Genomic DNA, 18306 nt, shown 5'->3' on the forward strand with positions numbered 1-18306 from the left:
GCCTAACGGCCGGGATGAGCGGCGACCGGCTCAGCCGTGTGCGGTGGCCGCGTACTCCGCCATGATCTGTCGGATGCGCGTCGCGTCGCCCCAGACCGCGGGCGAGTCGTACGGCCGGTCCGGGAAAGCACCGTACTCGAGCTCGATACCCAGAGCGTTGTCGGCGATGAACGCCTCCACCTGGGTGGCGAGGCTGACCGGCTCGCCGGAGCTGCAGTTGATCACACCGGTCACACCGGGCGTGACCGATGCGACGGCGATCTGATCGGCGAGCTCGGCGACGTCGATGAAGTCGTACTGGCTCTTGCCGGTCGTGAACGGGAAGCTTTGCTGACCGCGATCCGCCGCTTCGAGCAGACGGGCGAAGATCGAGTTGTTCCGGCGGTCGTCGCCGAAGATGTAGTAGCACCGCAGCCAGGCGAGCTCCACCTTGTCGGACAGCGCGATCTGCGTGGACTGGCGCAACGCGTCCTTGGCCACTCCGTAGAGCGACCGGGGAGCGGTCGGGGTGTCGGCATCGATCGCGCCCTCCCAGTAGCCGACCTCGTGCATGGTGCCCAGCACGCTCAGTCGCTGCACCCCCGCGGCCACGGCGTCCGACAGGAAGGCGAAGTGGGAGGAGAGCCGGAGCATGTGCGACGGCGCGTTGTGCACGAAGCCGTCCTCCCAGGCGAGGTGGATCAGCGCGAGGGTCTGCTCGCCGACGAGCGAGGCGACCTGGAAGTCCGGCGCGAAGATGTCCGCCTCGACCACATCGGCGCGCACGTCGATCTCTCCCCCGCGGCCCGGCCGCACGACGGCGCGGGTGCGGAATCCCCGCTCGAGAAGGGCGGTGACGACGTGGCGGCCCACGTACCCGGCCGCTCCGGTGACGACGACGTGCGGCTCGCTGGGAGGTTGAGACATGATCGGTCAAGTATATTCGTAAGGGTGAGTGTGACCCGTTCCCGACGAGGCGCATCAGATGACCGTTGAGGACCGTTATGCCCGGCTCGCGGCCCTTCCGATGCGTCCGGTCGGCGGCCGCCGGACACTGTCCCCGTTCGGACGCGTCCGCGAGGTCGTCGAGCACCGTGAGCTGCTCTGGCTGCTGACGCGTCGTGACCTTCAGGTGCGATACCGCGGAAGCGCGCTCGGGTTCCTGTGGACCCTGATCCGTCCGCTCGTGATGCTGCTGACCTACTACCTCATCCTCGGAGAGGTGCTGGGGGCCGCGAAGGGCGTCACGAACTTCGGGATCTACGTGTTCGCCGGGCTGACGATCTACATGCTCTTCTCCGAGAGCGTGGGCGCGGCGAGCGGCTCCATCGTGAGCAACGGCGGACTCGTGAAGAAGATCTATCTTCCTCGCGAGATCTTCCCGCTGGCATCCGTGGGCGGCGCCCTCTTCCTGTTTGGGATGCAGATGGTGGTGCTGATCGGCGCCATCCTGCTGTTCCGCGTCTGGCCGGACCCCTTCGGTCTGGTCTACCTCCTGCCGTCGATCGCCTTGGTGCTCGTGTACTCGCTCGCCCTGGGACTCATCCTCTCGGCGATGAACGTCTACCTGCGCGACATCCAGTACCTCACCGAGATCCTGCTCACGCTCATGATGTGGGGATCGCCCATCGTCTACTCGTGGCAGATGGCCGCCGACGTCATGCAGCGCTTCCATCTGCCGGCCTGGGCGCTCGAGGTCTACACGAACAATCCGCTCACGCTCGCCGTGCTCGGCTTCCACCGCGCACTGTGGTCGGGCGGGACCCCCGCAGACTTCCCTCACGATCTCGCGCTGAGGATGGGGATCGCCGGCGTCGTCGGCCTGGCCCTCCTCGCGGGTGCGCACGCGCTCTTCCAGCGCATGCAGGGCAACCTCGCACAGGAGCTGTGACATGGTCGACATCCAGCCCGGACCCGAAGTCGTGCGCCTGCACGACGTGTCGAAGACCTTCGTCGTGCGCACGGACAACACGCTGAAGGACCGCGTCGTCGGCTTCTTCAAGGCGCGGCGCCACCGTCGCACCCACACCGCCTTGGACGGCGTGTCCCTCAGCATCCACGCGGGTACGACCGTGGGTCTGCTGGGCGCGAACGGCTCGGGCAAGAGCACGCTGCTGAAGATGATCGGCGGCATCCTCGCCCCCGACCGGGGCGAGGTCCTCGTCCGCGGGCGCATCGCCGCGCTCCTCGAGCTGGGCGCCGGATTCCATCCCGAGCTGAGCGGGCGCGAGAACGTCTATCTGAACGCGGCGCTGCTGGGTCTGTCCCGCGCGGAGACCGATGCGCGCTTCGATGAGATCGTCGCGTTCGCGGGCATCGAGGAGTTCATCGACAACGAGGTGAAGTTCTACTCCTCGGGTATGTACATGCGACTCGCGTTCGCCGTCGCGGTGCACACCGATCCCGACATCCTGCTCGTCGACGAGGTCCTCGCCGTCGGCGACGAGGCGTTCCAGCGCAAGTGCATGGACAAGATCCGCTCGTTCCAGCAGGAGGGTCGCACGATCATCATCGTGAGCCACGCCTCCGGCCAGATCGCCGAGCTCTGCGACTCGACCTACGTCATGAAGGACGGCTCGGTCGAGTTCGAGGGTGATGCCCAGGCCGGGTTGTCGGCGCTGCGCGACATCCTCGAAGGCCGCCGCGCCGGAGAATCGGCCGAGATCGAGACCACGCGCCGGCTGCGCGTCATCTCGGTCGAAGCGCTGGACGGTGAGGGGCGTCCGACGGACCGCTTCGTCCAGGGCGATCCGATGACGCTGCGCCTCGGTGTGACCTCGAGCGGGCCCGTCACGGAGTGGACGATCGGGTTCGGCATCGACTCGCCGAGCGGCCAGATGGTCCTCGGCTCCAGCAGCGACCGTCTCAAGCTCGATCTCGACGCCCTCTCGGAGGGCGAGACCCGTCACGTGGACTTCGAGATCAAGGAGCTGCATTTCGGCGTCGGCGAGTACTTCGTCAACGCGCGCGCCACCGACCTGGACGGCTCGGAGTCAGACGTCCTGTGGCAGGGCGCGCTCATCCATGTCGTGGGCAGCGAATCGAGCCTCGGCGTCGTCGACGCCGACATCAGCGCGCGGCCTGCGTGAGCGGCGCTCGACGCCGTCGGTCGCGGACGGTGCCGATCAGCTCGCGCTGAAGCTGACTCCCCCGGCCGTCGACCGCGCGACGCCGTTCTGGAACTGCTGCGTGCACCCGTTCGCATCGCACACCGGCGCCGCAGCGGGCCATCCGAGCCACGTGCGCTCCGCGCCGTACCGATACCACATGTCGATGATCGGCCCGTAGGGGCTGAAGACGGGCTGCGCCCCGCGGATCTGCGTGATGACGCCCTTGGAGAAGTGCTGGGCCCAGCCGCCGTTGTAGACGTCGGTGTATCGGATGTTATTGATCGCGGCGCCGTACCCTGCCGCTCCCTGACCCGCCCAGAAGGACGCGATGCTGCCGAACGTGCCGTACGTGCCCCAGGAGGACGACGAGAACGCTCCACCCTGGAACGCCTGCGAGCAGAACTCGCCCTCGCAGACCTGGTTGGCCGTCGGCCAGCCGTAGCTCGCGCGTTGCGCGCCGGCTGCGGACCAGGCCGCCTGGATCGGGCCGTAAGCGACGAAGACGGGAGCCCCGCCGGTCGTGGTGAGCATCCCGGCCGCGAAGTTCTGGATCACACCGCCGCTGGCGGACTGCGCGGTGTTGTACGCCACTCCCAGCCCGGCTCGGCCGCCTCGGGCGTTCCACTCCGTCGCGAACGAACCCGTGACGGCGTGAGCGCCGAAGGCGGCGCTGTCGGTGACGACGCCGCCGGTGAACAGCTGCAGACAGTCTCCGCCCACACACTCGTACGCACCACGGGGCCAACCGAGCGGGCCCGCGCCCTGCCCCGAGTCGGACCAGATCTGCTGGATGCGCGAGTAGGGCACCAGCTGGAAGCCCGCGGCGCTCTGCACGAGCACGCCCGCTTCGAAGTTCTGGACCCAGGCGACACCCGCAGTCGGCTGCGTGTAGAGCTGGTCGTTCAGCGCCGCGCCCAAGCGTCCTGCGGCGCCGCCCTGGCCCAGCCAGTAGTCGCGCATCCCGCCCCAGACCACGTGCGCGCCGTATTGGGCGGACGTGGAGATGGTGGCGGAGACGAAGGACTGCGTGCACTTCACGCCCGCGATGCAGACCTGTTCGCCGTTGGGCCAGCCCATCGCACCGCGCGGACCGTTCTGGCGGTCGTACTCGCTCAGGATGACGTTGTTGGCGACGAAGACCGTGCCGCCCTGGTAGCTGCCGTACAGGTTGCCGCCCGAGAAGCGCTGATACCAGCCCTGGCCGTTCTCCTCGACGTAGATGGCGTCCGAGGTGGGCCGGCCGATCGCGCCGTTGGCGCCGCCGCGGGCGTTGTAGAAGGACGTGAAGCCGTCGAGCACCGTGTAGCTGCGGGTGCTGCCGAACCAGTCCGTGTACAACCGCCAGAAGTTCCGGTTGCCGTAGGACGAGCAGCCGTCACCGGTGCCGTACAGGTTCGCCAGGGCGGCGTCGTTGGGCGTGTACGGCGTGTACACGTAGAGAGAGGCGGTCGCCTGGTTCTGGATGTAGACGCTCTTCGTGCCGCACGCCCCGTTGGGGTTGTACAGGATGTTGTTCCAGCGCTGCGCGCGGTAGCCGAACAGCGTGGGGTTCAGGCGATAGACCTCGAGCTGACGAGCGGCGTAGTAGACCTGGTAGAAGAACCCCGAGAACCGCGGATCGCAGGGCGCCGTGTCCGGGCAGGACTGGCCGGTGGCCGCCGTGTATGACCAGGAACTGGGCGCGCGAGAGGTGACGAGGCTCTGCTCCTTCTCGAGAAGCACGAGCAGCACCCGCTGGCTGATGCCGCAACTGCGGGCGACCGCGTCGATGATCTGCGCGGCCGACTGCGAGGAGGAGCCCTGGTAGCCGTTGCAGTAACGGTCGCCGGCGATGTTCGTGGTCGCCTGCGTGTAGGACTTGAGACACGTGTAGCCGGAGCTGCAGGAGGCCACTTTGCCGTTGAGGAAGCTCTGCACATCGGCGGCCGTCATCGAGTCGGTGTCATAGAACTGCTCATCGCTGATGATGTAGCCGGGGTCCCAGTCCGCCGCGGAGGCTGCCGCCGCCGGGGTGGGCGGGTTCACCAGCGGGACGAGGATCGCGACGACCAGCGCGAGGATGACGCCCAGAGCCCCGAATGCGGAACGGGGGCGCATCAGGTCACCTCGATCGTGACCGGAGCGGAGGCTCCCTCGCCCGGGCTCCCCCGGTACGACAGCGTCACCGACCAGGATCCGGCCGAGAGCTGGTCGCGCGGAATCACGAGCACGGGGCAGTAGCTGTTGCCGCCGCTCGGGGTCACGGTGGCCTCGGCCGTGCGCACGACGCCGCCGGAGGCGGCGGTGAGCGTGCAGACGGCGGAGGCGTCGGTCACGGACGTCACGATCCCGCTGACCTCGATGCCGTCCGACTCCAGACCTGCCGTGATGACGGTCACCTCCACCGACCCGCTGGGCGCGGTGGGAGACGACGAGGGCGCCGTGGTGGGGACGACGGGAGGCGGCGTGGTCGAGGGCCGGGGGGTCGCGGACGACGACGACGGGGACTGCGATACGCCCGGCGAGGAGGTCGTGGACGAGACCTCCGGCTCCGCTTTGCACGCGGCCAGGGTCACCAGCGCCGCGGCCACCACGACCGCGCACACCACTCGAGCCGGTCGCCGGCGCAGCACACTCACCTTTTCAGGCTAATACGACGCCCCCGGCGGCGGTGTATTGATGAGGTGGCGTTCGGCGAGTTGCAGGACGACGACGTTCGGCTTGTACTGCGCGACCAGCTCGCGATACTTCGGGAAGTCGGCGAACCCGGTGTATGCGTGACTCACCTGCCATGTGGGCGAGTAGGCCTGATCCCAGTACGGCGACAACGCGCCGCCCATCGAATCCCGCACGATCAGGGCGCTCTTCCCGGTCCAGGAGTCGGGCACCGTCGTCGACAGGGGAAGCTTGCTGGCATCCATCACGCTCGAGCCCGGCACGGTCGAGGTCGCACCGTCCTTGTCGGTCACGGTGACCTCCTGGAGCGGATCGCTGAAGATCGGGACCGCCCAGTCGGCGCCGGGACTCGTCACGCCGAAGGATGCCCACTCGTTGAAGTCGCCGATCACCTCGTGACCCGACACGGCGGGAACGCGAAGCCCAGGCGCGTCCGGGAACATCGCGTTCACGCACGCAGCGAGCGCGCTCCAGCCCACGTAGCCGCCGTAGTCGGTCCAGTGGCTGTTGCTCCAGCTGAACAGGTTGACGTCCGGCGTCTTGGCATCGATGAGGGGCTGACGAAGATCGACGACGGGCAGATCCGCCGAAGCCGCCATGAACTGGTCGAGGATCGTCGAGCCGCGCAGAGGCTGCATCCACGACGGCAGCTCCTCCGGATAGATGCTCGACGTCGACGGCGTGACCACGATGTAGAACTCGACGCCCTGGGCGGCGAGACCGTCACGGATCGAGCCATAGTAGTCGACCCAGCGCGCGATCTCCGACTCGCTCAGCGTGTCACGACCGACGGCCTGTGACGCGTACTGCTCGATGTAGTCGCTCCAGAAGATCCACCCGTTGGGGCCGATGATGTACGGCTGCGCCACCTCGTCGGCGTGCTGCTGCCACACCTGCTCCGCGGACCCGTCGCCCGCGAGCCACGGCTCCTGAGCGGGCTTCTGCACGGGCTGACGGCACAGCGCGGCGGCGGAGCCCGCCGCCGGCGGCGTCGCGGTGGGGACCGCGTGCTCGTTCTGGCGCGCGGTCGTCACCCCGCCGAGCACCAGCGCGGCGACCGAGGCGAGGCCCAGCAGCGCGAGGGTGACGTAGGGGACCCGCGTGCGCAGGCGGCGCGGTCGCTGACCGCCGGTCGGGGCGTCGGCGGTCATCGCGTCACCTCCGGTCTGCTCAGCACGAGCCGCGAGGACACCGCGGTCGACAGGCGTGCCCGCGGACCCGCCGTGCGCTCGCCCAGCTTGGTCATCCAGGTCGGAGTCCACCGTTTCAGCGCCATGGCCGGCTTCTCCACCAGATGCCAGCTGAGGAACGCGTACGCGTGGCAGGCGATCACGACGACGGCGTGGTAGGCGAACCAGCCCCACTCCTCGATGTGGAAGAAGGTGGCGAGCCACATGATCGGCCATCCGCTGATGTAGATGCCGTAGGAGAGATCCGCATAGCGATCCCATCCGACGAGCTTCGTCGCGCGGATGCCGAACCAGATCAGCGCGTAGCAGAAGGCGTACTGGCCCAGCACGAGCCATCCGCCGCGGACGTACGTGGCGGCCGCGACCAGGATGCACGCGATGGCGAGGCGATCGTCGATCGGGATCTTGTCCTGGAAGAGCTGGAAGATCATTCCCCACGCGAACGGCGCCAGCAGCAGCAGCAGGCGGAAGTCGCCGAACACGCTGCTGAGGCCCGTCAGATCACCGATGCCCATCCACTGCATCGTGGACAGAGCGATGATGATCCCGGCGACCACACCGCCGACGAGACGGTTCGCGAGAGCGCCGAACACGCCTAGCAGGGCGACGAGGATGTACGCGCCGAACTCGAAGGCGAGGGTCCACGCGGACCCGTTCCAGTCGAGGATGCCGTGATCGGTGTACAGCGGCGTCGTGGTTCCCATGCCGGCGATGTTGAGCTGACCGAGCAGCAGGGTGAAGTTGTTGGAGAAGTAGGTGAACGGCGACTCCGAGCCGGCGTTCCAGAACCCGTCCCAGGTGCCGCGTTCCTGCCACCACGCCAGCGGGGCGAACACGAACGCCGTCATGAGCAGGATGAGGAAGAATCCGGGATAGATGCGCAGGAACCGGTGCCAGAAGTAGCGCAACGTGCTCGAACGGCCCATCTTGCTGCGGGTGATGAGAAACCCCGAGAGGAAGAAGAAGCCGCACACGGCGACGCCGCCCAGCGACTGCTCCTTGCTCCACTGCGTACCCAGGTCCGCGCCGCCGTAGAACCCGGCGATCGGCCCCGCGTGGGAGAAGATGACCATGAAGGCCATGAGCCATCTCACGAAGCCGATCGCGTTGCGCCGGGGGTCGAAGGCGTTCGCGAGTGAGTTCACAGAAGGTCCATTTCGTCCACGGCGTCCTCGACGGGCGTGGCCCGCTCGGAACGGCGCCATCTGCGGTACGCGGGATCCAGCGCGTACCGCGTGCCGCGGTAGATCGAGCGCAACGGCTTGTGCACCGCCGCCATCAGCGGGTACCAGCGCGGGTGACGCAGCTTCATGTACGCCAAGGCGTATCCGACGGGGCCTCCCCCGAGGAAGTCGCCCGACGCATCCAGCAGATGCACCTGATCGATCGCGTATCCCTGGACGTTCGCGCTGATGCGATCCAGCTTGTATTCGAGCGAGGTGTGGCTGATCGCGGCGTAGCGCGTGGTCGCGACGGTCTTCGTGTAGAAGCCCAGTTCGGCCGCGGCGTAGCTGAACAGGCGCTCCTGCACGTGTGCGACGCTGCCGTCCTTGTGGTTCTTCGGCGACGGGTAGTCCTTGTAGGTCCACTCGACGTCGGTCAGCAGACGCAGCGCCTCGGGGCGGAAGGCGAACATACAGCCGTAGGGGGCCAGGGGCGTGGGATCGTCGAAGGGGACGTGGATGCCTAGTCGCTCGCTCAGCTTCTCGGCCTCGTCCTTGTTGCCGAACCACCCGCGGCCCAGGGTGGGATAACCGATGTGGATGGTGGGCGCGTAGGCGATTCCGAGTCCCGGCTCGTGCTGGAAGAGGCCGAGCAGGTTCGCGGCGTAGCCCGGAGAGTTCAACAGGTTCATCATCTGATGACGCCGGAACAGGTCGCCCGCGTTCTTACCTTCCTGAACCGTCTTCTTCGAGTGGATCTTGAAGATGACGTCGTAGTCGTCGCTGCGCAGCACATCGGCGCACCCGACGAAGAACGCGCCCATGTCGCGCCCGCGATTGGACGGCAGGACACGCACGTCCACGCGCCCCCGGTGGGGGTCGGCGACCTCATCGAGGATGGTGCGGATCACCCGGGCGCTGCTCTCGTCGACCGTCGTGATGAACAGGTCGTACTCGGAGGGCAGGCTCGCGCAGTACCCCAGCATCTCCCGCGTCAGCTCGACGTAGAAGATGTGCGCGACCACGGCGACGCGCAGAGGCGCCGTCTCGTCGTAGGAGATCGCCGTGTCCGGCATGATCTCCAGCATGGCGGCGTTGGTGTTGAACGCCTTCGGCTGCGAACTGCGCGCGATGTTGCGCCAGATCATGTCGACCGGGTATCCGAGCGCGTCGGCCTTCTCCGCGAAGCGCCGGGCGATGATCGAATGACGATCCAGCAGCAGCGGATCGTGGAAGAAGGGCCGGCGCTTCAGCGCGGGGCATCCGTCCTCCAGCAGCGCCTCGGCATCGTAGAAGGCGGGGTGCCACGTCGAGTAGTTCCGCTGCGGGAACGCGACCTCGTAGGTGAAGCCGAGCTTCGAGAAGTGGTCGGTGAAGCGCGACTCGTGACTCAGGATCGAATCTGTGTAGGAGACGATCGGCGGCATGTCGCGCCAGTACGCGCGCCACGCGTCGCTGAGGAACATCGACCGGCGCACAGAGATCCAGTGCGACTGGATGTGGCTGGGCAGCACACCGCGACGCGTGAAGGGGTTCGGGACCTGCTTGGCGTGCTCGGTCATGCCCCAGAAGTCGACGCGGGCGTTGTCCATCCGCTCGAAGACCGGCTCGAACGGGTTGACCGGACCGAACCACGTGTAGTTCATGAGGATCAGCTCGTCGTAGGCGGCGAGACGCTCCTCGCCGAACTCCTCGAGGGCCTTCTTGTAGCCCCAGACGTCGAACCCGACGTTCTCACGCAGCCAGATCGTGTCCACGAGCGGCTCGAGCCGGGCGCGCCCCTGGTCGGAGAGCTGACCGTTGACGACGACGAAGATGTGCTCCGCGAACGGACGCAGCCGCTCCAGCTTGTACGCCACGTAGTCGTCCACGATCCCTTGAGGGTCGTAGAAGAGATAGAAGATAACGCGTCGCCCGCCCGCCGGGTACGTCGCGAGCTGGTCGGCTCGTTCGCTCACTCGATGACTCTCAGTTCTGTTCGTGGCGCGCCGCGATGCCGCACGTCGGCGCACGGCTGCCGATTCTACCCGGGCGATTCTGAGGATGATCTCCGCCCGCCGGAGACGACGTCGTCGATCACCCGTGCGCGCGCGTCGAAGGAGTGCTCGGTGCGGACGCGCTCGGCGATGACGGCGAGCTCGTCGTCATCCGGGAAGAGCGCATCCGGATCGCGCCCGAGCAGCGCGACCAGCTGCTCGGGCGTGTCGTAGGTGACGACGGCGGGCCCGAAGACCTCCGCCATGTGCTCGACGGACTCGCTGATGACGCGTCCGCCGGCGGCGACGACATCGAACGGTCGCATTGCCATGAACCCCTCGCGCCGCATCGCAGGCCAGTGGTCGTTGAGCACCACGGCCGCGCTCTCGTAGCGCAGGCTGAGCTCGTCGTTGGGAATGGAATCGGCCTCGATGGCCGACCCCGGGATGAAGCCGCGCCAGTCCGGTCCGTAGACCTTCACGTCGATGCCGGCTTCCAGCGGCGCGACCACCGCGGGCCGCGCGATGCCGCGGGCTGTTCCCACGAAGACGATGTCGCGGGTGCGCCGGAGACCCCGAGGGAAGAACGCGTCGGCGTCCGTGCACTCGAGAAGCGGATCGATCCGCACACCCCAACGGCGGCTCATGCGCCGGGCCCACCCCGGTGAGACGGCGAAGACGTGGTCGACATCGGCGACCTCGTCGCGGGTGATCTCGTCCGGGTGGCTGATGATCCACTCCACACGCACCCCGTTCGAGGGCACCGGGAGCCGGCGAGGGCCGCGCACCAGCACGTGGACGTCGTCGAGATAGGTCGTCGGCCGGTCCGCTGCCGCCTCCGCATCCACGACGACGTCGTGTCCGAGACGCCGCAGCGCGCGGGCGAGCCCGCGGGCGAAGTGCGCGTCGCCCCACACCTCACCCGCTGCTCCCGCGGGCGCGCAGGTCTTGATCGCCCAGCGCTGCGGGCGCCCCGCCGCATCCGTCCAGCGCAGCCGCGGTACGGCGACCGCGCCGGAGGGTCCGGGCCACCCCGCCACCTCGAGACCGGCGGCGTGCAGCAGACGCCGGAGGTCCGCCTCGTCATCGCGCGTTGCCAGGGCCGCGGGAAGCACGGTGCCGCCGGCATGCGCGAAAGCGCGATCCGCCTCCTCCGGCGCGAGCACGATGTCCGCGAGCAACCGGGCGGAGCCGGCGAGGTGCGACGCGAGTTCCGCGGCGAACGGCGTGTCGCCGTGCTCGTCCAGCACGCGCTCCAGCACCCGCGCCGGTGCGGCGAAGGTGCGCCCGCTCGCCAACGGCACCTCCATCGACTCGACGGTGAACTCCTGCGCGTCCTCGAGCGGATGGTCTCGGAGCGGGCGGACAAGACCCCGTCCCGGCCAGACACCCCCGCCCAGACCGGCGAGCGTCCCGTCGTGACGGCGCGCGAGAGGCGAAGCCACCGCCGTCTCGGCGGCGTCCAGGAGCCGTCTCGCCTGCGCCGCGTCCAGCGCATGGCGAGGATCCACCGTCAGCACGCGCCGGTGCCGAGCCTTCTGTACCGCCGACCGGACGGCGGGAGAGAAGCCCGTGCCGTGCGGCAGCCGGATCGCACCCGCGCCGGTCAGATCGGCGGCGAGTGCGAGTGCGCTCCAGACGCTGGGCTCGACGCCGACGGCCACGAGATCGACCTCGGCGTCCTGCGTCTCGGCGATCGATGCGAGGCGCTCGTCGAGGTGTTCCTCGCCCGGTTGGATGAGTCTGACGACGAGGTCCCGGCCGGCGCGTGCGCTGTCCCAGCGCGAACGACGCGTCGATGCGAGGGCCACCGAACGCCAGTGCCGCAGCGAGACGCGCACGCTCCGGCCGCCGATCACGGCGTTGACGACGGCGACGTCGCGACCCGCCCACGCCCCGTCGAGTCGGGGGCCGGCGGCGCGCTCGGCGAGCGGCAGCCACGGGTGCACCTGCACGCTGGGACGATCGCTGACCAGGTACGCGTAGAGGGCCGGCACGCGCCCGGAGTCCGGAAGCCGCCGCGAGAGGAAGCGCTCCTCGATCAGGGGGTTCGGACTCGTTCCCTCACGGAAGCCGACCGACACGTAATGCACCGCGCAGCGCAAGCGGGAGGTCGGCCCCCAGCCGCGCTGCGCAGCGTAGAACTCCGCATCGAACAGGCCGGAGCGCAGCACCGCACGAAGCCACCATGCGCGGTCGACGAGCGAGATCACCCGCGCGGCGAGCGGATTGCCGCGGAGCTCCCGCACGGCGCGGCGCACATGCGCGATCCGCGTCATCGTCCCGTGCCCCGGCGCCGTCGCGCGGCGAGCACGACGCGTCGCGCGAGCGCCGAGAAGGGATGCCGACGGTCGAGTTCGACGGTGAGGCGGGCGAACAGCTCGCGACGCAGCTCGGCGAACTCGCCCGCGATCATCAGCGGCAGCCCGACGCCGTTGCGTTCGATCCATTCCTGGAGCGCCCGGTCGCGCACGACGGCGTCGTCGCGCCGGTGCTCGGTCTCGAGGGCGAACATGCTGTTCGCGTCCGCCGCACCCGCGGACGGGCGCTGCGCCCAGATCGCGAGCGGCTCCGGGATGAAGCCGATCGTGTGGTGCACGAGCAGCCGGAGGGTGAACTCCCAGTCCTCGACCGCGTCCAGGGTCTCGTCGTACCCGCCCACCGCATCGTGCGCAGCGCGGCGATAGAGGAACGAGATCGGAACCGCGCGGTTGACCTGGAGCATCTCGGTGAGCGAGATGCGCTGCATGTCGGCCCAGAAGGGCGCCGTGCCCACCTGGCGCCACGCGCCGTCCTGCCATGCCTCGTAACGGATCGTGGTGCGCGTCATCACCCCGATGTCCTCGGGGTGGGCGTCGAGCCACGCGACGCAGCGGGCGAGGAACTCGCGCTCCCACAGGTCGTCGTCGTCGTGCAGCACCAGCAGATCGCCGCCCGCGGCGGCCACCCCCGCGTTGGCCGCGGCGCAGCGCCCCGGGCGCTCGGGCTCGACCACGCGCACCGCCGCGAGACCGGCCTCGTCGACGACTCTGGCCGTCATCGCGGAATCCGTCCCGTCGTCGACGACCACCACCTCGAAGTCGCGGAACGTCTGCGCGCCGATGTCGCGCAGGGCACGGGCGAGAAACCAGGGCCGATCCTTGGTGCGCAGGACGACGCTTACACGTGGCATGGTCACCAGCCTATTTCGCCCTACAGCTCGGAGTGCAGCGCCCAGACCCGCTCGGCGTGATCGCGCCAGGAGAACGCACGTCCGCGATCGGCCGCACGCACCGCGTACCGCTTCCTGCTCTCGTCCGAAGCGAGAACCTGCCCGAGAGCGTCGGAGAGGGACTCGACCGGCGCGATGAGCGCGCCGTCGAGGAGCACCTCTTCGTGGACCGCCGATGCCATCGCCACGATGGGCACGCCCAGCGCCAGCGCTTCCACGGCCCGCCACGGAAATGCGCTGAGCGCGGACGGCGAGACGAGCGCGCTCGCCGCATCCAGCACGGATGCCCGGTCGGGAGCACTGAGATGGGCGTGCACGCTGACCCGCTCTGGGGCGAGCCCGGCCGCCGAAGCGAGATCCCGGACACGACTCTTCTCCTCCGCCGCGGCGTCCAGCACCACGACGCCGCGATCGCACCCGCGGGATCCGATCGCCGAGAACGCCGCCGCGAAGGCGGCGTCGTCACACCGGGATCCTGCGACGACGATGACGTCCTCCGCGACGCCGAGCTCGCGGCGCCGCCCGACCGCGTCCGACGGAACAGCGAAGCCTTGCGGTGCGGCTCCGGGGATGACGCGCACGCGACCCGCCAGCCGCGGCGCGACCTCCCCGAGCTTCGCCGCGAGTGCGTGCGTGGGCACGACCACAGCGTCGGCGAACTTCTCGGTGCGTCGCATGAGTGCCCGCTGGGCGGCGACGGCACCGCGGGGAAGATCGCCCGGAACCTCCCACGCGCACAGCTCCCACAGCGTCACGACGGTCTGATCGTTGTCGTTGACGCGATCGTGACGCACGAGCGGCGCGAGAGGTCCCGGCGCATGGATGAGTCCTCCGCCGATCCCGGGTGCGATCCCGAGTTGCCAGGACGCAGCCAGAGCCGGCCGCGCCAGGGGCGCGCGCCAGACATCTGCCAGGCCGGCGATCTCGGCCGCGGCGTTCTCCGCCCCCGCAGGCACGATCGCCCCCACGGCACATCCGCGTGGCGCCGTCCTCACGAGAGCCGCCGCGATCTCCCGCGCGGCTTCGGCGGCGTCAGGATCGACCACATCGATCAGCTGATCGAGCACGAGGCGGAGCGTGACGGTCATCCTTCGAGACTACCCATCCGATCGCGCCCGCTTCTGGGAGCTCACCGCGCCGGTATGCTCTCAGCCCTCGGGAGTCGGGGAGGGTGTCGGCGGGTACAGAGCCTGCTGAACGATCTGGTGCACCTTGTCGTAATCGGGATGGCGATCGTCGATGCCGCCCTGCGGGGTCAGCTCGATCGAGGTGACCGGCTGCTCCTTCGCCTTGATCGCGAGCTCCACGAAGTACCCGAGCATGGTCTGCGGGACGTCCGTCTTGACGAGGTGGGTGCCTGCCGCCGCGACGTCCTGGAACCGGCTGAGGACGTTGCCGGGAGTGAACTGCGCGAGAATCGCCTCCTGCAGCTGGCGCTGGCGCAGCATGCGGTCCCAGTCGTTGGTGGTGTAGCGCGATCGGGCGTACCACTGGGCGGTGTCGCCATCCATGTGCTGCTCGCCGGGTTCGATCCACCCGATCGCCCACTCCTCGGCGCTCTGCCCCTCGTAGGTGGGACCGCCGCCCTTCGGGAGACGCTCGCTGACGTTGATGTCCACACCGCCCAGCGCGTCGATCAGCGCGGCGAAACCATCCATATCGATGAACGCGTAGAACGGGATCTGGATGCCGAGGATCCCCTCGGCGGCGTCCTTCGTCGCCTCGACACCGGGCTCGGATCCGTTGGCGACCGCATCCGGATAGATCGCGTTGCCGTCCTGACAGACCTCGACCTCGGTGCGCAGCTGGTTGATCCCGCTGCCCCAGCCGCACGTCGCGCTGGGATGCGACTCGTGTCCGTTCGGGTACTTGTCCTGCATCGGGCCCGGAGCGAACGGGAAGTTGGGCATGTCACGCGGGATCCCGAAGATCGTCGTCGCGCCCGTCTCCGCGTTGATCGAGACCACCGAGATGCTGTCGAAACGCATGGAGTCGCGGCCTTCACCGCTGTCGGCGCCGAGCAGCAGGATGTTGTAGTAGCCGTCGACGGGTTCCACGGCGGGCCCGGTCTGGGTGAAGACCGCGCCGAGCGCGTCGCGCGCGGCACCGACCGAGTTCGACGCCCACACCGCACCCGCGCTGGAGAGCACCAGTGCGCCGATGGCGACGATCGAGGTGGCCAGCCGCGCCCAGGGCTGGATCTTCACGAGCCGCACGAGACGGAGGGTGTCGATCGTCAGGACGATCCACAGCCCGGCGTAGAGGAACAGGATCCCCTGCACGACGAGCATGGGCACCGGCCGCAGCAGCGCGAGCCACCCCGGGACCCAGGCCCCTGTCGCGAGGTCGACGAAGGTACCGATATCGACCAGCGCGATCACCGCGCAGATGAGCGCGAGCGCCCAGAGCAGCAGTGTCGCGCCGAGGCCGAACCGTCCGAGCCGGCGATTGCCCGCCAGTGCCTGAGCGGAGCCCGGGACCAGGAAGTTCAGCACGACGAGCCACCATGCGCGTCGCGTCATGACGGCACGGGACGAGCTGTCCGGATATCGCAGCGGATAGGGGTTGACCACCGGCGCGGCCGCCTGGCGCCGACCGGGGCGCGGCGGGCTCACTGCGCTCACAACGAGTCCTTCAGCCGCTGGTTCTTCTGCTCGACGATCTGCTCGAGCTCGCGTGCGTACGACTCGAGTCGATCGGCGATGCCGGGATCCGATGCGCCGAGGATCCGCGCCGCGAGGATTCCGGCATTGCGTGCCCCGCCGATGGAGACGGTCGCGACCGGGATTCCGGCCGGCATCTGCACGATGCTCAGCAGCGAGTCCAGCCCGTCCAGCGTCGCGAGCGGGACGGGGACTCCGACGACGGGAAGCGGCGTCACGGATGCGAGCATTCCCGGCAGGTGCGCAGCTCCGCCGGCGCCGGCGATGATCACCCGCAGGCCGCGCGATCTCGCCTCGACGCCGTAGCGGTGCAGCTTCTCGGGAGTGCGGTGCGCGGAGACGACCTCCACCTCGTGCGGGATGCCGAACTCGGTGAGAGCGGCCGAAGCCTCGTTCATCACGCGCCAGTCGGAATCGGAGCCCATGACGACGCCGACCAGGGGCGCCTCGGAGGAATGCAGCGGCCGGGTCACCCGTCAAGGCTAGGCGGCATCACTGGAAGATCACCGCAACGGCGCGCGCGAGGTCGGAGCCGTCAGTCCAGGAAGTGCGCGGCGGCGGCCCTCGCCTCGTAGACCACGTCGTCGAGGTCGTCGCCGGCGACGTTCACGTGCCCCACCTTGCGACCGGGACGCGGCGCCTTGCCGTACGTGTGCACCTTCGCCGCCGGATGCGCGGACATCGCCGCATCGAAACGGTCCTCGAGCGTCCCCTCGGCCGGCCCGCCCAGGATGTTGATCATGACCGACCACGGCGCACGCGCGCCTGCCGCGCCCAGCGGCAGATCGAGCACGGCACGCAGGTGCTGCTCGAACTGACTCGTGATCGCGCCGTCCTGGCTCCAGTGACCACTGTTGTGCGGACGCATCGCGAGCTCGTTGACGAGCAGCCGCTCGTCGGTCGTCTCGAACAGTTCCACCGCCAGCATCCCGGTGACTCCGAGGCCGTCCGCGATCGCGACGCCGATGCGCTCGGCCTCCGCGGCGAGCCGGCCGTGCGCACCGGGCGCCGGTGCCACGACCTCGGCACAGACGCCGTCACGCTGGACCGTCTCGACCACGGGATACGCGACGATGTCGCCGGAGGGGCGCCGTGCGACCTGCTGCGCCAGCTCACGTCGGAAGTCGACGAGCTCCTCGACCAGGAGAGCTCCGCCGCGGGCATCCTCCGCGAGCGCCGTGAACCAGTCCTGCGCCTCGGTCGCCGCAGACACGACGCGTACGCCCTTGCCGTCATAGCCGCCGCGCGGCGTCTTCACGACGGCGCGTCGGCCGTGGTCGTCGAGGAACTCCTGCAGCTGCTCGGTGTTCTCCACGCGCGCCCAGTCGGGCTGGGGCATGCCGAGCTCCGCCAGTCGCTCGCGCATCTCGAGCTTGTCCTGCGCGAACCGCAGCGCGTCGGGGCCGGGATGCACTGCGACGCCCTCGGCGACGAGAGCGCGCAGCACGTCCTGCGGCACGTGCTCGTGATCGAAGGTCAGCACGTCGACGTCGCGGGCGAAGGCGCGCACCGTGTCGAGGTCGCGGTAGTCGCCCACCGCCGTCGCGGCGAGCGCCGCGCTCATCCCCTCGGACTCCGCCAGCACGCGGATCTCGAGACCGAGCTCCGCCGCCGGGGCGATCATCATCCGGGCAAGCTGTCCGCCGCCCACGACTCCCACGCGCACTGACATGATTCCCCTTCCGGACGCTGACCATTCTTCCTCACGCGGGCGCCCGTCGCGGGCGCTGTGGGGCGTCGGCGGCTCAGGCGGGGGCGCTGGGCGGCGCGGGAAGCGGCTGCGCGTCACGGTGGGCGAGGATCTGGTTGACCTCGACCTGGTCGACGAGCACCTCGTGCAGCAACTGCACCTGCGGGATGCGGCGGATGACGAGGGGCGCTTCCACGCCGTCATCGAGGATCAAGGTGCCGGTGCCCCACAGCCGCTGCAGCGGGCCTCTGCGCACCGTGATGCGATAACCGCGGACGTGGCTGAGCTCGCGCGAGCGACGCCCGAAGGCTCCCGAGCGCTCGATGACGCGACGCGTGGTGACCGTGTAGGTGTGCGAGAGCCAGGTGAGATACGGGATCACCACGAGCACGAGGACGACGAGCCCGGCGGCCAGCACCAGCATCCAGTCTTCGAACGGTGCCGGGAGATTCCCGAGGAAGTAGCCGACGGCTCCGGCGACGCCGATGAACACCAGGGCGCACCAGAGCAGTCGCCGGGCATGCCGGCGGGTGCGCACGATACGACGCTCCGGCGCCGCGACACCGGGTGCGGGTGTCGGCGGGCGGACCCCGAATCCGGTCGGCTGCGTCACGTTCCCATTGTGCCCTGCGGCGCCGCGCGAACGCGGCTCACACGCCCGCCACCCCG

General features: G+C 69.3%; 16 protein-coding genes. 3 read left to right on the forward strand and 13 right to left on the reverse strand.

The annotated features are described in order from the left end of the window. Positions 1-30: 30 nt before the first annotated feature. On the reverse strand, positions 31-906 hold the full coding sequence (locus tag QE374_RS05045) for an NAD-dependent epimerase/dehydratase family protein (protein ID WP_309732708.1): 876 nt from the start codon (positions 904-906) through the stop codon (positions 31-33). A gap of 58 nt (positions 907-964) precedes the next feature. Here QE374_RS05045 and QE374_RS05050 point away from each other — a divergent pair, with 58 nt between their 5' ends. Further along, the gene (locus QE374_RS05050) at positions 965-1870 is read left to right on the forward strand and encodes an ABC transporter permease (protein ID WP_309732710.1); all 906 of its coding nucleotides are present in this window, start codon (positions 965-967) and stop codon (positions 1868-1870) included. A 1-nt stretch (position 1871) separates the two neighbouring features. Then, on the forward strand, positions 1872-3068 hold the full coding sequence (locus QE374_RS05055) for an ABC transporter ATP-binding protein (protein WP_309732712.1): 1197 nt from the start codon (positions 1872-1874) through the stop codon (positions 3066-3068). 36 nt (positions 3069-3104) lie between these two features. Here the strand turns inward: QE374_RS05055 and QE374_RS05060 are convergent, their stop codons facing one another. After that, entirely contained in the window at positions 3105-5186 is a 2082-nt protein-coding gene (locus QE374_RS05060) for a hypothetical protein (RefSeq protein WP_309732714.1), read from the reverse strand. Next, positions 5186-5467: a hypothetical protein gene (locus QE374_RS05065; RefSeq protein ID WP_309732717.1), complete on the reverse strand. Its 282-nt coding sequence runs from the start codon at positions 5465-5467 to the stop codon at positions 5186-5188. The genes QE374_RS05060 and QE374_RS05065 overlap by 1 nt, the downstream gene beginning before the upstream one ends. Here QE374_RS05065 and QE374_RS05070 point away from each other — a divergent pair. Beyond that, the gene (locus QE374_RS05070; protein ID WP_309732719.1) at positions 5457-5720 is read left to right on the forward strand and encodes a hypothetical protein; all 264 of its coding nucleotides are present in this window, start codon (positions 5457-5459) and stop codon (positions 5718-5720) included. The genes QE374_RS05065 and QE374_RS05070 overlap by 11 nt on opposite strands. On the opposite strand, the gene QE374_RS05075 is transcribed toward QE374_RS05070, so the two are convergent. The 10 genes from QE374_RS05075 to QE374_RS05120 form a co-directional block, all read right to left on the reverse strand. Beyond that, entirely contained in the window at positions 5717-6895 is a 1179-nt protein-coding gene (locus tag QE374_RS05075) for an alginate O-acetyltransferase AlgX-related protein (protein WP_309732721.1), read from the reverse strand. The two genes, QE374_RS05070 and QE374_RS05075, sit on opposite strands and share 4 nt — an antisense overlap. Beyond that, entirely contained in the window at positions 6892-8079 is a 1188-nt protein-coding gene (locus QE374_RS05080; protein WP_309732723.1) for an acyltransferase, read from the reverse strand. Before QE374_RS05080 ends, QE374_RS05075 begins: the two co-directional genes overlap by 4 nt. After that, positions 8076-10055 carry a rhamnan synthesis F family protein gene (locus QE374_RS05085; RefSeq protein WP_309732725.1) on the reverse strand — a complete coding sequence of 660 codons (1980 nt, stop codon included), beginning with the start codon at positions 10053-10055 and terminating at the stop codon, positions 8076-8078. The genes QE374_RS05080 and QE374_RS05085 overlap by 4 nt, the downstream gene beginning before the upstream one ends. 65 nt (positions 10056-10120) lie before the next feature. After that, a complete protein-coding gene (locus tag QE374_RS05090) occupies positions 10121-12352 on the reverse strand; it encodes a glycosyltransferase (protein ID WP_309732727.1) in 2232 nt (743 codons plus the stop codon). Beyond that, complete coding sequence (locus tag QE374_RS05095; RefSeq protein ID WP_309732729.1) at positions 12349-13245, reverse strand: glycosyltransferase; 897 nt, start codon at positions 13243-13245, stop codon at positions 12349-12351. Before QE374_RS05095 ends, QE374_RS05090 begins: the two co-directional genes overlap by 4 nt. A 20-nt stretch (positions 13246-13265) precedes the next feature. After that, positions 13266-14372 (reverse strand): glycosyltransferase, encoded by a 1107-nt coding sequence (locus QE374_RS05100; RefSeq protein WP_309732731.1) that lies wholly within the window; start codon positions 14370-14372, stop codon positions 13266-13268. Positions 14373-14432: 60 nt separating this feature from the next. Then, positions 14433-15908, reverse strand: coding sequence for an LCP family protein (locus QE374_RS05105; RefSeq protein WP_309732733.1), 1476 nt, complete (start codon positions 15906-15908; stop codon positions 14433-14435). Beyond that, a complete protein-coding gene (gene purE, locus QE374_RS05110) occupies positions 15905-16372 on the reverse strand; it encodes a 5-(carboxyamino)imidazole ribonucleotide mutase (RefSeq protein WP_309736623.1) in 468 nt (155 codons plus the stop codon). The genes QE374_RS05105 and purE overlap by 4 nt, the downstream gene beginning before the upstream one ends. Positions 16373-16482: 110 nt before the next feature. Beyond that, positions 16483-17619: a 5-(carboxyamino)imidazole ribonucleotide synthase gene (locus tag QE374_RS05115; protein WP_309732735.1), complete on the reverse strand. Its 1137-nt coding sequence runs from the start codon at positions 17617-17619 to the stop codon at positions 16483-16485. A gap of 73 nt (positions 17620-17692) precedes the next feature. Further along, the gene (locus tag QE374_RS05120; RefSeq protein ID WP_309732737.1) at positions 17693-18250 is read right to left on the reverse strand and encodes a PH domain-containing protein; all 558 of its coding nucleotides are present in this window, start codon (positions 18248-18250) and stop codon (positions 17693-17695) included. Between the last annotated feature and the right edge of the window lie 56 nt (positions 18251-18306).

This window comes from Microbacterium sp. SORGH_AS_0428 (assembly GCF_031453615.1).
Classification (GTDB): Bacteria; Actinomycetota; Actinomycetes; order Actinomycetales; family Microbacteriaceae; genus Microbacterium.